The sequence below is a fragment of the Paraglaciecola sp. L3A3 genome (assembly GCF_009796765.1).
Classification (GTDB): Bacteria; Pseudomonadota; Gammaproteobacteria; order Enterobacterales; family Alteromonadaceae; genus Paraglaciecola.
The window spans coordinates 2261663-2275235 of the sequence record NZ_CP047023.1 but is presented as its reverse complement, the minus strand read 5'-3'; the positions used below and the strand labels follow the sequence as shown (position 1 = coordinate 2275235).

Annotated in this window: 13 protein-coding genes; 3 read left to right on the top strand and 10 right to left on the bottom strand. The window is 38.4% G+C overall.

The genetic code is table 11. The annotated features are described in order from the left end of the window. Positions 1-108: 108 nt before the first annotated feature. Positions 109-594, bottom strand: a complete 486-nt coding sequence (lrp, locus tag GQR87_RS09495; protein WP_158968743.1) for a leucine-responsive transcriptional regulator Lrp — start codon at positions 592-594, stop codon at positions 109-111. 122 nt (positions 595-716) lie between these two features. Between lrp and ald the strand changes: the two genes are divergently transcribed. The 3 genes from ald to GQR87_RS09480 all read left to right on the top strand — a co-directional run bounded on the left by ald (position 717) and on the right by GQR87_RS09480 (position 2802). Next, positions 717-1865: an alanine dehydrogenase gene (gene ald, locus GQR87_RS09490; RefSeq protein ID WP_158968741.1), complete on the top strand. Its 1149-nt coding sequence runs from the start codon at positions 717-719 to the stop codon at positions 1863-1865. 233 nt (positions 1866-2098) lie between these two features. Beyond that, the gene (locus GQR87_RS09485; RefSeq protein ID WP_158968739.1) at positions 2099-2254 is read left to right on the top strand and encodes a hypothetical protein; all 156 of its coding nucleotides are present in this window, start codon (positions 2099-2101) and stop codon (positions 2252-2254) included. A gap of 11 nt (positions 2255-2265) precedes the next feature. Beyond that, complete coding sequence (locus GQR87_RS09480; protein WP_158968737.1) at positions 2266-2802, top strand: HPP family protein; 537 nt, start codon at positions 2266-2268, stop codon at positions 2800-2802. Between the two features lie 60 nt (positions 2803-2862). Here GQR87_RS09480 and pyrF read toward each other — a convergent pair whose 3' ends face one another. The 9 genes from pyrF to gyrA all read right to left on the bottom strand — a co-directional run bounded on the left by pyrF (position 2863) and on the right by gyrA (position 13397). Next, entirely contained in the window at positions 2863-3561 is a 699-nt protein-coding gene (gene pyrF / locus GQR87_RS09475; RefSeq protein ID WP_158968735.1) for an orotidine-5'-phosphate decarboxylase, read from the bottom strand. Between the two features lies 1 nt (position 3562). Next, positions 3563-4732, bottom strand: a complete 1170-nt coding sequence (gene lapB, locus GQR87_RS09470) for a lipopolysaccharide assembly protein LapB (protein WP_158968733.1) — start codon at positions 4730-4732, stop codon at positions 3563-3565. Continuing rightward, entirely contained in the window at positions 4732-5010 is a 279-nt protein-coding gene (locus GQR87_RS09465) for a lipopolysaccharide assembly protein LapA domain-containing protein (RefSeq protein ID WP_158968731.1), read from the bottom strand. The genes lapB and GQR87_RS09465 overlap by 1 nt, the downstream gene beginning before the upstream one ends. A 152-nt stretch (positions 5011-5162) precedes the next feature. Continuing rightward, positions 5163-5453: an integration host factor subunit beta gene (gene ihfB, locus GQR87_RS09460; RefSeq protein ID WP_158968729.1), complete on the bottom strand. Its 291-nt coding sequence runs from the start codon at positions 5451-5453 to the stop codon at positions 5163-5165. Positions 5454-5567: 114 nt separating this feature from the next. Beyond that, entirely contained in the window at positions 5568-7238 is a 1671-nt protein-coding gene (gene rpsA, locus GQR87_RS09455) for a 30S ribosomal protein S1 (RefSeq protein WP_158972955.1), read from the bottom strand. 113 nt (positions 7239-7351) lie between these two features. Continuing rightward, positions 7352-8038 carry a (d)CMP kinase gene (gene cmk, locus GQR87_RS09450; RefSeq protein ID WP_158968727.1) on the bottom strand — a complete coding sequence of 229 codons (687 nt, stop codon included), beginning with the start codon at positions 8036-8038 and terminating at the stop codon, positions 7352-7354. Between the two features lie 139 nt (positions 8039-8177). After that, a complete protein-coding gene (gene aroA / locus GQR87_RS09445; RefSeq protein ID WP_158968726.1) occupies positions 8178-9458 on the bottom strand; it encodes a 3-phosphoshikimate 1-carboxyvinyltransferase in 1281 nt (426 codons plus the stop codon). Continuing rightward, on the bottom strand, positions 9458-10543 hold the full coding sequence (gene serC / locus GQR87_RS09440; protein WP_158968723.1) for a 3-phosphoserine/phosphohydroxythreonine transaminase: 1086 nt from the start codon (positions 10541-10543) through the stop codon (positions 9458-9460). Before serC ends, aroA begins: the two co-directional genes overlap by 1 nt. A gap of 136 nt (positions 10544-10679) precedes the next feature. After that, positions 10680-13397 (bottom strand): DNA topoisomerase (ATP-hydrolyzing) subunit A, encoded by a 2718-nt coding sequence (gyrA, locus tag GQR87_RS09435; RefSeq protein ID WP_158968721.1) that lies wholly within the window; start codon positions 13395-13397, stop codon positions 10680-10682. Between the last annotated feature and the right edge of the window lie 176 nt (positions 13398-13573).

The following is a 13573-nucleotide window of genomic DNA, read 5'->3' as shown; positions in this document are numbered from 1 at the left end:
CTAAAAAGCCAATTACTAGTTAATAGCTATAAGATACCAGTCAAGTCATAAAAATCCTAGCAAGCTGCGGCCTATCGCTCGGTTATTAAACAATCCAGTACAAGAAATTCATTTCAAACTTATTTTAACCTGTGTGGACTCTTTAACTTCCTCCATAACGACATAAGTTCTTGATTCACTTACACCCGGTAAACGTAATAAAGTGTCACCTAATAATTTACGATAACTCGACATATCGGCTACTCGAGCTTTTAGTAAAAAGTCAAAACTACCCGAGACTAGATGACACTCTTGAATATCCTCATGTGCCCTAATCGCTGCGGAAAACTCTTCAAATATATCTACTGAAGTTTTACTTAGCGTGATTTCAACAAAAACCAACATAGCTGCACCCAACTTAGTTGGATCGACACGAGCATGATAACCAGTAATATATCCCTGTGATTCCAACCTTTTGACTCTCTCAAGACAAGGACTCGCACTTAAACCAACATTTAGTGCCAATTCGGAATTAGTTATTTTGCTATTCTTTTGCAGTGCGATGAGTATGTTTCTATCAATTCTATCTAAGTGTTTCGGTGTTTTTACCAGCATAGTTAAAACCGCAATATTGCCATATCACAGCATTATATACCGTGAAAACTGATATTACCCAGTAAAAAACTGAATGCATTACTCTATACTGCAAGCTAATACTTAATAGCTAGGGTTTTAAAATGTTAATTGGCGTACCTAAAGAAATAAAAAATCATGAATACCGGGTTGGACTCACTCCCGCATCAGTGAAAGAGTTTATTAATCATGGCCACCAAGTTTGGGTACAACAAAACGCGGGAAGTGCTATTGGCTTTTCAGATCAAGATTATATTAATGCTGGTGCGACAGTAAAAAACGAAGCGGAGATAATCTTTTCCAATTCCGACATGATAATCAAAGTGAAAGAACCACAAGCAAATGAATGTAAAATGCTTCATCAAGATCAAATATTATTTACCTACTTACACTTAGCAGCTGATTCTACACAAACGGAATTATTAATAGCATCTGGTGCCAGTTGTATCGCTTATGAAACAGTGACTGATAACAAAAATACATTACCACTTCTAGCCCCTATGAGTGAAGTGGCTGGGCGGATGGCCGTACAAGCCGGCGCTCACTTTTTAGAAAAGACATATGGAGGAAGCGGTACATTATTAGGTGGAGTGCCAGGAGTAGCACCTGGAAAAGTAATGATTATTGGTGGTGGTGTGGTAGGGATAAATTCTGCAAAGATGGCCTTAGGTTTAGGTGCTGATGTCACTATTTTAGATAAATCATTAGCTAGGTTAAGAGAAATAAATGACATTTTTTTAGGTCAAGTCAAAACAGTCTACTCAACGATTGAGAGCATTGAACAATACTCGGCAATAGCCGACTTAATAATAGGGGCGGTACTTATTCCCGGGGCTTCAGCACCAAAACTTTTAACCCGTGAAAATATTAAGAGTATGAAAGAAGGGTCTGTGGTAGTAGATGTAGCGATTGATCAAGGAGGATGTTTCGATACATCTAAAGCTACAACTCACCAAGATCCCACTTATATAGTTGATGGGGTCGTACATTATTGTGTTGCAAACATGCCAGGTGGTGTTGCTCGTACCTCAACAATAGCACTTAACAACGCTACATTACTAAATGGATTAACATTAGCAAATAAAGGACTTAAACAGGCTCTTTTAGACGATCCCCATTTAATGAATGGCTTAAATGTACATAAAGGTAAAGTAACCTACAAAGCAGTAGCAGAAGCATTATCAAATAAGATTAGTTTAGAGTTTGTACAAGCAAAGCAAGCGCTAGATCTAAAACAATCAAAAAATTGCTAGTAGTTAGGCGTTTTTAATAGCCTTGCTACAACTAGTCCAGAATCAGCTAAACCTAAGCATATAACTAACCTGAATACTGGATAAGCCGAACCTCTCGATAACGCTCTTTTTGTGCCTAGCTGCGTTGGATTGTCTAGCAATAACACGTTATTACGTACGACAATCCGCCTTGCTATACACGAAAAATTTCGTCACCGAGTAAGCATCCAAGTGAGGTGATTTGGGTGAATATTATGAAGTTATTTAATTGTAATGATAAATTCAGATTAGACGATACTTCTTATCCAGAACTCAGGTTAACTAAGTTATTTAGTTCGCCTTTACACCCTTTAGTTTTACGTTACACTGAAATTAGGCATATCGAAACGTTTGATTTCAACGAAACATGAGGCGCTATTATATGATTATTGATAAATGTATTAACCAAGACATTAAACAAGCACTTAACCAAGTTAACATTTCAAAAATTATGTCTAATGGCGTATTAACTGTTTACGAGGGATGGTCTATTCGCCGACTTTCAAAATTTTTTATTAAGCATAATATTTCAGGTGCACCTGTCATTGCAGCAGACGATGAACTAGTTGGTGTAGTGACACAATCAGACATTATTCGTTTTGAAAGCCATGAACCTAGCGAACAAGAAATTCAGAAATTAGTCACTCAATTCTGTGGACCATTTGCTGGCAATATGGACGAATCCGAAATAAGACGGATCCAAGACAAAGCCAACGATTATTGTACAGTTAACTCAATCATGACTACTAAGGTATTTTCAATAAATGGTAACGCAAATATTTATGATGCCTATGAATTAATTGTAAAAAATGACATACACAGATTATTCATTACAGAAAAAGGTATTTTAAAGGGAGTAGTGACAACAATGGATATATTGAAATATTTGTTAGAGGATAAATCGACAAAGCAGGTGTAAAATATAAAAAAATTTATATATACACCTACTCAACACACATTAAAAAGCTATATTCGTGAATTATTGAATAGAATTGTTAATATCTATTAGGGCTGCCAAGGGATCGGCCGCTTGAGTAATTGGACGACCGATAACCATATAATCAACACCCACTGCCATAGCCTGTTGTGGAGTCATAATTCTTTTTTGATCGCCAACATCTGTGCCTACTGGGCGGATCCCCGGAGTCACTAATAAAAATTCTTTTCCTAAAGTTTGTTTCAGTAATTCGGCTTCCTGCGCTGAACAGACCACACCATCCAAGCCACTTTGTTTAGTAAGTTTAGCTAATCTTAGTACATGCTGTTCTGGTGTGGAGTTAATCCCAATAGCTGATAATTGTTGCTGATCCAAGCTAGTTAAGACAGTCACAGCGATTAGCAATGGAGATGTCGTTAACCCATTACTATCTAGTGCTAGTTTAGCCTGCTCCATCATCTTAGGCCCGCCTGAAGCATGTACATTGACCATCCATACACCTAAGTCAGCAGCAGCTTGGCAAGCTTTTGCTACAGTATTAGGAATATCATGAAATTTTAAATCTAAAAACACATCATAGTTTTGATCGACTAAGCCTTTTACAAAGCTAGGACCAAAATGAGTAAACATTTCTTTGCCAATTTTTAAGCGACATAATTCGGGATTTAACCTATCTATAAACGAATTGGCTTTTTGTTGATTATCAAAATCTAACGCAACCACTACTTTTGGATCTTGCACTTTATTCCCCGTCTAGGCCTTTAATCGGTTTAACTGTGCCCCACTTTTTACATGAAGGGCATAACCAATGAATTTGTCCACCTGAAAACCCACAGCTATGACATCTATACTTTGGTCTTTGTTTAATTTGTTCTTCTACTAGACCTTTAAGTAAAACTAGGCTATTTGTAGACTGTTCATGTTCTTGTAAATCTATATATAAAGCCATTAAGGTTTTAAAACCTTTCATAGTGGGATGTTTCTTCAATTGTTCTAATAAGACTTCAGCTGCTTCAGAACTCTGACCATTCTTAGCCATTTGGGTAACTTTTGCCAAATATGCTGTGGCACAGTGTTGCCAATACCTTTCTAATATATGGGTGAACTTTTGCTCATCATCTAATTTTTCTGAACACTCAGCGATCAAAGGAATGGCTTCACTTAACCAGTTAATATCTCGTACCGGAACCTGTTCTAAATGCTCAATTGCAGCAGAATAATATTCTTGTTTCATGGCCATTTGACCTAACATTAACCATGGCCGTACTGCATTATCATCAGCCTGAATCGCCTTATTAAGGTTTGATTCTGCTATCTCAAATTGATTATTTCTGATTTCTATAGATGCCTGTTCACAATAAAAATGGGCGACTCGAGCGCATAGTTCTTCACTATCTCCGCCAGCACCCATCATTTGCTCAGCTAATTCTATTGCTTTAGGCCAATCTTTAGTGGATTGATAAATATTAAATAATTGAATTTGTGCATTAAGAAAATGTTTTTGGCTATTCATTAATTGTAAAAATGCATTTTCAGCCCGCTCTAAAAAACCAGCTAAAATATAATCTCTGCCTAACTCATATAAAGCAGTTTCACGTAAAGATGCGGATATTTCTTCTTTACTGACTAAATTTTGATGGACCCTGATAGCTCTGTCCAATTCGCCTCTATGACGGAAAAACTTTCCCATTGCAATATGGGTTTCTACCGTGTCACTATCCAGATCAATCATTTTAATTAATGTATCAACTGCCTTATCAGGCTCATCAGATAAGAGAAAATTAAGTCCACGATAATAATGTTTAGCTAAAATACTAGATTGTTTACGCTGAGCTTGGCGAACACTGTTTCGACCCATTACCCAACCATACCAGGCTGCAACAGGAAGTAATAAAAAGAGAAGTTCTAGCATTATTGACTATGTGATACCTGTGAGAGTTTTTTATTTTTTCTTTCTAGGCTTGTGATCCGCCATTTTAGACGGAACACATAAACCGTACTTAAAATGAAACAAACACTAAAACCTAAAATAAACGTTATCCCTAGGACAAATGACATTTTCACTTGGCTAGAAAAATCATTAATTAAATAATTAACTGAAACTAAATGACCATTTTGTGAACCAACAAAACCCGCAATAACTAACACCAGCAGAATAAAGATAAGCAGTATTAAACCTTTGACTTTCAACCCAGCTCTCCTAATTAGTGTTATTTGTTCAATGGAATTGTAGTTTTTGTATCGTATTTAAGCTACAAAAAACAGGTTTGAATAGATTATATTGCTACTGTAACAAAAACGGCACTCGAATTGGAGTGCCGTTTTTAAATTATTTATAAAAATCAATTAGCTAAGCTTTCGTTGACCCGCTCACGTAATTCTTTGCCAGGTTTAAAGTGAGGAACGTATTTACCTTCCAATTTCACTGTTTCGCCCGTTTTAGGATTACGCCCAACACGTGGAGCACGATAATGTAGAGAAAAACTACCGAAACCTCTGATTTCAATCCGCTCACCTTTTTGTAAGGTTTGCGCCATTTGTTCTAACATTTCTTTTATCGCAGACTCAACATCTTTAGCAGGTACTTGACGTGCTTTATCGGCTAGTCTTTCAATAAGTTCTGACTTTGTCATTTACAAACCCCCAATTAATCAAAAAGCTATTAATACCGATAATAAACGCGTTAGCGTATTTGTCAAAACTAATAATGTTTTAAAAAATAACTAACACGTTTGCCACTGTTTTTATTAGTCGTTTTTAGCTGCTTTAAATGCATCAGCGAAAGCGTTACTGAAACCAACTTCTTCTTGTTGATTTACTTTATCTAACGCTTCTTTTTCATCTGCTTGGTCTTTCGCTTTAACAGATAAGTTAACAACGCGGTTCTTACGATCAACGCCCATAAATTTGGCTTCGATTTCAGAATCAACAGTTGCTACTTCAGTTGCATCTTCAATACGTTCACGAGCTAAATCAGCTACACGGATATAACCTTCAACTTCATCAGCAAGTTTAACAGTTACACCTTTAGCATCAACGGCTGTGATTGTACCAACAACAATTGTGCCTTTCTTAGTATCAGTGATGTACTGATTGAAAGGGTCTTCTTCAATTTGTTTAACGCCAAGAGAAATACGCTCGCGCTCAGGGTCAACCTGTAGGACAACAGCAGAGATTTCATCACCTTTCTTAAAGTCACGAACAGCTTCTTCGCCTGTCTTATTCCAAGAAATATCAGACAAGTGAACAAGACCGTCTATGCCGCCATCAAGACCGATAAAGATACCGAAGTCAGTGATAGATTTGATCTTACCAGAAACTTTGTCACCTTTGCTTTGTGCTTTAGCGAACTCTTCCCAAGGGTTAGGAATACATTGTTTAAGGCCAAGAGAAATACGACGACGTTCTTCGTCAATTTCAAGAACCATAACTTCACAAACATCACCAAGGTTAACCACTTTAGATGGGTGAATGTTTTTGTTAGTCCAATCCATTTCTGAAACGTGAACTAGACCTTCAACACCGTCTTCGATTTCTACGAAACAACCGTAGTCAGTAAGGTTAGTTACAGCACCGCTTAATTTAGCGCCTTCAGGGTAACGGTTTGCAATTTCTTGCCAAGGATCGTTGCCCATTTGTTTCATACCAAGAGAAACACGTGATTTTTCTTTGTCAAATTTTAATACTTTAACGTTGATTTCGTCGCCAACATTAACAATTTCACTTGGGTGTTTAACACGTTTCCAAGCCATATCTGTGATGTGTAGAAGACCATCTACGCCACCTAAGTCAACAAACGCACCGTAATCAGTAAGGTTCTTAACGATACCTTTAACTTCATGACCTTCTTCAAGGTTAGCAAGTAATGTATCACGTTCTGCACTGCTTTCAGCTTCGATAACAGCACGACGAGAAACAACAACGTTATTACGTTTAGCATCAAGTTTGATAACTTTAAATTCTAATTCTTTACCTTCAAGGTGAGCAGTATCACGAACTGGACGTACGTCAACCAATGAACCAGGTAAGAAAGCACGAACTGTGTTCACTTCAACCGTAAAGCCACCTTTAACTTTACCGTTGATCACACCAATGATCGTTTCTTTTTCAGTGTAAGCTTTTTCTAATTCTACCCAAGCTTCGTGACGTTTCGCTTTTTCGCGAGATAAGATTGTCTCACCGAAGCCATCTTCAACTGCATCCAATGCAACATCAATTGTATCACCAACAGCAACTTCAAGTTCACCATCAGCATTTTTAAATTGTTCTACAGGGATAGCACTTTCAGATTTTAGTCCAGCATCTACAAGGACTATATCTTTATCGATAGAAACGATAGTACCTTTAACAATAGAGCCAGGACGGGTTTCAAGTTCTTTTAAACTTTCTTCAAATAGATCAGCAAAATTTTCAATCATAGGTTTAATAAATTTCTTTTTTGACATCCACGTTACAATCCAGTGAGCGTGGGGTTGTTATTCATGACCAAATCATCCATAACTTGGTGTAGTTTTACATTATATAAATTTGCCTAGGCTGAAATTTTAGTTAATTTCCCTTCGACAAATAACTCAATCTTTTCAAGCACTTGCTCTATATTCAACGAGGTTGAATCAAGCACAAATGCATCTTTCGCAGGTATTAAAGGAGCAACAGTTCGATTTGCATCTCGCTCATCGCGGGCTTTTATGTCTGCTAAAAGGCGGCGCATACTAACATCATGGCCTTTATCTTTCAACTGCTTAAAACGTCTATCTGCACGTTCTTCTGCGCTGGCCGTTAAGAATATCTTAGCTTGGGCTTCAGGAAAAACAACTGTACCCATGTCTCGGCCATCAGCCACTAAACCTGGGGATTGTTTAAATCCTCTTTGTCTTCTTAATAACGCTTCGCGAATTCTAGGTAAAGAAGCAATCTGAGAAGCTACCGAGCCTACTTCTTCAGTGCGTATAATATCGCTTACATCTTCACCTTCTAAAACTACTTTCACACCATTTTCTGTTGTTTCAAAGTGAACATCTAACCCTGCTGCAAGAGGTAACAAGCCCCCCTCATCTTCTACTGGGATTTGGTGATGGATAGAGGCGATGGCTAAAACACGGTATATACTACCGCTGTCTAAAAAGTGCCAACCGAGTCTTTTTGCTAATAAAGTACTCGCGGTTCCTTTACCTGCGCCGCTTGGTCCATCGATTGTGATGACAGGTTCTGTGTACATGCGCTCTCCTGAGCTAATGAAAATCGGGCGCAATTATACGCATAGATCCAAGATAAGCAATGACACTTAGGTTACAATTTATTAACCTTAATATTTAATATCAGACAATAAAGGGAGCACTAAAGCCCCCTATTTAAATTTACTGACAAATTGTCGCAAACCTTTGGAAATAATCGGGGAATGTTTTTGCGGTACAAGCCGGGTCATTAATTGTCACTGGAGTATCACTTAATGCGACTAAAGAAAAACACATAGCCACACGATGATCGTTATAAGTATCTATTTCAGCATGAATTAAATCTTTAGTGGGGGTAACGCTGATAAAATCTTCACCTTCAACCACTGTAGCACCCACTTTTCTTAGTTCAGTACTCATAGCTGCCAAACGATCAGTTTCTTTTACTCGCCAATTGTAGATATTACGTATAGTAGTCGTACCTTCGGCGAATAGTGCTGTGGTGGCTATTGTCATGGCTGCATCAGGAATATGATTTAAGTCTAGGTCTACCGCTTTAAGTGGTGCACCTTGCACTTCGATATAGGTATCTTGCCAATTAATCTTGGCTCCCATTTTTTCTAGCACTTCAGCAAAACGAATATCACCTTGAATGCTGTTTTTACCAATACCTGTTACCCGCACAGTGCCACCTTTAATAGCCCCGGCAGCTAAAAAGTAAGAGGCTGAAGAAGCATCACCTTCAACCATAAAGTGACCAGGTGCTTGATACTGTTGATTACCTTTCACTACAAACTTTTGATAATTTTGGTTCTCAATGTGAATCCCAAATTTAGCGATCGTATCTAAAGTAATATCAATATAAGGTTTTGAAACCAACTCACCACTGATTGTAATAGAGGTATCTGCAACAAATAGAGGCGCACTCATTAGTAGTGCGGTCAAAAACTGGCTAGACACACTGCCATCTACAGTTATTTCTCCACCTGCTAAAACTTGGCCTTGAATTGATAAAGGGGGATAACCTTCTGTTTTTAAATACTCAATTTCAGCGCCAGCTTGGCGTAAAGAATCAACTAAAGCCCCTATGGGTCTTTCTTCCATCCGCGGTTCACCTGTTAATTCAAATTCACCATGACTACAGGCTAAAGCAGCACATAATGGGCGCATAGCAGTTCCGGCATTACCTAAAAATAAAGTGACAGGATCAGCTACTGAAAATACTCCGGCATTACCCGTTACCCAACATTCGGTTTTACATTTAGATAATTTATACTGGATACCTAACTTGGTTAACGCATTAAGCATATGGTGAATATCTTCACTATCGAGTAAATTGGTAAGATGTGTTTCACCTGCAGCCAATGCCGCTAATAAAAGAGCTCGGTTAGATAAACTTTTTGAACCAGGTACATTCACTGTCCCTTCAACCTTTTGAATTGGTGAAAGTAATAATTGTTCCATTAGCTATTTCTCCTAGCGAAGTCTCGCATGAAATCAGTTAGCGCAATGACTCCTTCTAAAGGCATTGCATTATAAATACTGGCACGCATGCCACCGACAATTCGATGGCCTTTCAGCGCTTTTAAACCGAACTCTTCTGCTTCTGTTAAAAAGGCAGCATCAAGTTCAGTTGAAGGTAAATGAAAGGTGACATTCATTTTCGAACGAAAATCGGGGTGCACTTTATTGGAATAAAAAGGGGTGTCATCAATACATCCATATAATAATGCTGCTTTTTGCGCATTTATTTTAGCAATAGCCGTCAGACCGCCCTGCTCTTTTAACCATTTAAAAACCAAACCAGCTAAATACCATGAGTAGGTAGGTGGGGTATTGTACATAGAATCAAACTTATCCATTGTTTGATAATGTAAAAATGTAGGAGTTTCTGGCATTGCAAAGTCTAATAAATCATCTCTGACAATCACCACAGCTAACCCCGAAGGACCAATATTCTTTTGTGCACCGGCATAGATAACCCCAAATTTAGACACATCTATAGGTTTTGACAAAATATTTGAAGACATATCGGCCACCAAAGGTAAATCTCCACAGTCAGGCACTTCGTCTATTTCAATACCATCTACAGTTTCGTTGGAACAATAATGGAAATAGGCGCTGTCTGCCCCCATCATATCAGCGCTGATTTTAGGTACCGCTGTTAATCCGTCTTTTGTCACTACCTCAGAGACTATATTTGCTGACAAGAACTTTTCTGCTTCCTGTTGAGCACCTTTTGACCATGAACCAGTTAATAAAAAATCGGCTGACTTGCCTCTTCCATGTAAGTTCATAGGTACCGCAGAAAACTGTCCTCGTCCACCACCTTGAGCAAATAATACTTTGTAGTTATCTGGGATAGATAACAAGTCACGGAGATCTTGTTCGGCTTCTTTAGCCAAAGCAATATATTCCTTACTACGATGACTTAGTTCCATTACAGAACGCCCGGTTTCCTGCCAATTGATAAACTCTGCTTGGGCTTTTTGCATGACTGCGGCTGGTAACATAGCTGGACCAGCACAAAAATTATAAATTTCTGACACTTTCTCTCTCACAAAAAATATCTTATAAAAAAAAACGAGCGGCAAAGGCCACTCGTTTGTTAGAACAACTTACTGAATATTAAGAACTAGAATTTATCTAGTTTCCATACTTTTCGATAGAAAAAATATGACTCTCTTATTCGTCTTCGTTTGTATCTAGGTTATCACTTGGGCTTGGATCTGTAGTTTCATTGCTTTCACCTGCAAGCACTTCACCTTCGACTATCCCCCCTTCAGCGTCACCTTCAATAGCTGCTATTTCAAGCTCTTCTATTTCATCGATACGTTGTAAGCCTACAACATGTTCGCCTTCAATAGTGCGAATTAAGCGCACACCTTGAGTATTCCGGCCAACGGTTGACACTTCTTCAACACGAGTTCTTACCAATGTACCTTTATCACTAATGAGCATGATTTCATCACTTTCATTAACTTGCACCGCACCGACAACTTTACCATTTCGTTCAGACACTTTAATTGAAACAACGCCTTGTGTAGCTCGGCTCTTAGCTGGGTAATCCGCAACAGGTGTACGTTTACCAAAACCATTTTCGGTTGCAGTTAAGATAGCGCCATCACCTTGAGGCACAATCAGCGATACGACTCTTTGGCCTTCTTGCAAACGAATACCACGAACACCCGTTGCAGTACGGCCCATTGGGCGTAAGGCAAGTAACTCTTCTCCGGTTTCAGGATCAAGTTTTACATTACCCGTTTCTGAATCTCGTTGTTTTTCGTTAAATCTAACCACTTTACCGGCGTCGGAAAACAACATAATGTCATTTTCGCCGTGAGTAATATCAACCCCAATTAATTCATCACCCTCGTTTAAGTTGACAGCAATAATACCGTTAGCTCTTGGACGTGAATAAGAGGTTAAAGCCGTTTTCTTCACAGTACCGTTAGCTGTGGCCATCAATACATATTTACCTTCTTCAAATTCTTGAATAGGTAAAATTGCAGTAATTCGTTCATTTTCTTCAAGTGGAAGAATATTCACAATTGGACGACCACGAGCATTTCGACTAGCTAATGGTAATTGATACACTTTTAACCAATATAAACGGCCACGTGTAGAGAAACACAAAATGTGATCATGAGTATTAGCTACTAGTAACTTTTCGATGAAATCTTCATCTTTCATCTTAGTGGCAGATTTACCACGACCACCACGACGTTGAGACTCATAGTCGTTGAGTTTTTGATATTTAACATAACCTTCACGAGATAAAGTCACTACCACTTCTTCTCTTTCGATTAAATCTTCAATATCAATGTCGTGTGATGCAGCAGTGATTTCTGTACGACGCGCATCGCCATATTCATCACGTACGGCTTCCAATTCTTCGCGGATCACTTCCATTAAACGTTCTGGGCTACCTAAAATGTGTAATAGCTCAGCAATGATTTCAAGTAATTCACGGTATTCTGATAGTATTTTATCATGCTCTAACCCCGTCAATTTATTTAAACGTAGGTCTAGGATAGCTTGGGCTTGTTGCTCGGTTAAATGGTATAAACCATCACGAATACCGTATTGTGGTTCAAGCCAATCAGGTCTTGCTGCATCATCGCCAGCACGCTCCAACATCTCAGCCACATCACCTAAAGACCAGCCTTGAGCGACTAAAGAAATTTTCGCGTCAGCTGGGCTTTTAGAAGCTTTGATTAACGCAATGATAGGATCGATATTAACTAAAGCAATAGCCAAACCTTCAAGGATATGAGCACGTTCACGGGCTTTTTTCAGTTCGAAAACAGTCCGTCTTGTGACCACTTCACGTCTATGTAAAACAAACGCTTTTAAAATATCTAATAAATTAAATATCTTAGGCTGAGTTTTATCTAGTGCCACCATATTAATACCAAACACAGTTTGCATTTGTGTTTGTGAATATAGGTGGTTTAACACAACTTCAGCTGATTCGTTGCGTCGTACTTCGACAACAATACGCATACCGTCTTTATCAGACTCATCACGTAATGCAGAAATACCTTCTATTTTTTTCTCTTTAACAAGGTCAGCTATTTTTTCAATTAGCCTAGCTTTGTTAACTTGATATGGGATCTCGTGAACGATAATAGTTTCTTTGCCATTATCTTCAGTCTCGATCTCAGCACGGGCACGCATGTAAATTTTGCCACGGCCAGTACGGTAGGCTTCTTCTATTCCTTTACGGCCACTAATAAAAGCAGCAGTAGGGAAATCAGGGCCAGGAATATATTCAATTAATTCTTCAATAGATAACTGAGGATTGTCAATCAGTGCGATACAACCATTTACCACTTCAGTCAAATTATGAGGAGGAATATTGGTGGCCATACCCACAGCGATACCAGAAGAACCATTCACCAATAAATTGGGCACTCTTGTTGGTAATACTTCAGGGATATGTTCGGTACCATCATAGTTAGGTACAAAGTTAACGGTCTCTTTTTCTAAATCAGCAAGCAGCTCATGAGAAATTTTCGCCATACGGATTTCCGTATAACGCATTGCAGCAGCAGAGTCACCGTCAACAGAACCGAAGTTACCTTGACCATCAACTAACATATAGCGAAGAGAAAATGGCTGCGCCATACGTACAATAGTGTCGTATACAGCAGAATCACCATGAGGGTGATATTTACCAATTACATCACCCACTACACGAGCAGATTTTTTGTATGGTTTATTAAAATCATTTTTTAATTCGTTCATGGCGAATAAAACGCGGCGATGTACCGGTTTTAAGCCATCCCGTACATCAGGCAGCGCCCTGCCAACAATAACGCTCATCGCATAATCGAGATAAGAGTTTTTTAGTTCTTCTTCTATATTAATAGGAAGAATTTCTTCGGCGTGATCAGTCATATACAGCCTTGTCCCTAGTCATTATTATTAGAGTATGATTTTGGATAAAACTCACTTGGTTAATTTTAAGCTAGGACTTAAAAAAAATATTAAGTTTTTACCAATATTATCTTTCATTTCAACCGCCTAATACTAACACCTACAAATATAAATAAATAGCTCGTATCGCCCATATA

Excerpts from the sequence above, each read along its gene's own strand:
- lrp (WP_158968743.1), bottom strand. The coding sequence starts at position 594 with ATGCTGGTAAAAACACCGAAACACTTAGATAGAATTGATAGAAACATA.
- ald (WP_158968741.1), top strand. The coding sequence starts at position 717 with ATGTTAATTGGCGTACCTAAAGAAATAAAAAATCATGAATACCGGGTT.
- GQR87_RS09485 (WP_158968739.1), top strand. The coding sequence starts at position 2,099 with ATGAAGTTATTTAATTGTAATGATAAATTCAGATTAGACGATACTTCT.
- GQR87_RS09480 (WP_158968737.1), top strand. The coding sequence starts at position 2,266 with ATGATTATTGATAAATGTATTAACCAAGACATTAAACAAGCACTTAAC.
- lapB (WP_158968733.1), bottom strand. The coding sequence starts at position 4,732 with ATGCTAGAACTTCTCTTTTTATTACTTCCTGTTGCAGCCTGGTATGGT.
- ihfB (WP_158968729.1), bottom strand. The coding sequence starts at position 5,453 with ATGACAAAGTCAGAACTTATTGAAAGACTAGCCGATAAAGCACGTCAA.
- rpsA (WP_158972955.1), bottom strand. The coding sequence starts at position 7,238 with ATGATTGAAAATTTTGCTGATCTATTTGAAGAAAGTTTAAAAGAACTT.
- cmk (WP_158968727.1), bottom strand. The coding sequence starts at position 8,038 with ATGTACACAGAACCTGTCATCACAATCGATGGACCAAGCGGCGCAGGT.
- aroA (WP_158968726.1), bottom strand. The coding sequence starts at position 9,458 with ATGGAACAATTATTACTTTCACCAATTCAAAAGGTTGAAGGGACAGTG.
- gyrA (WP_158968721.1), bottom strand. The coding sequence starts at position 13,397 with ATGACTGATCACGCCGAAGAAATTCTTCCTATTAATATAGAAGAAGAA.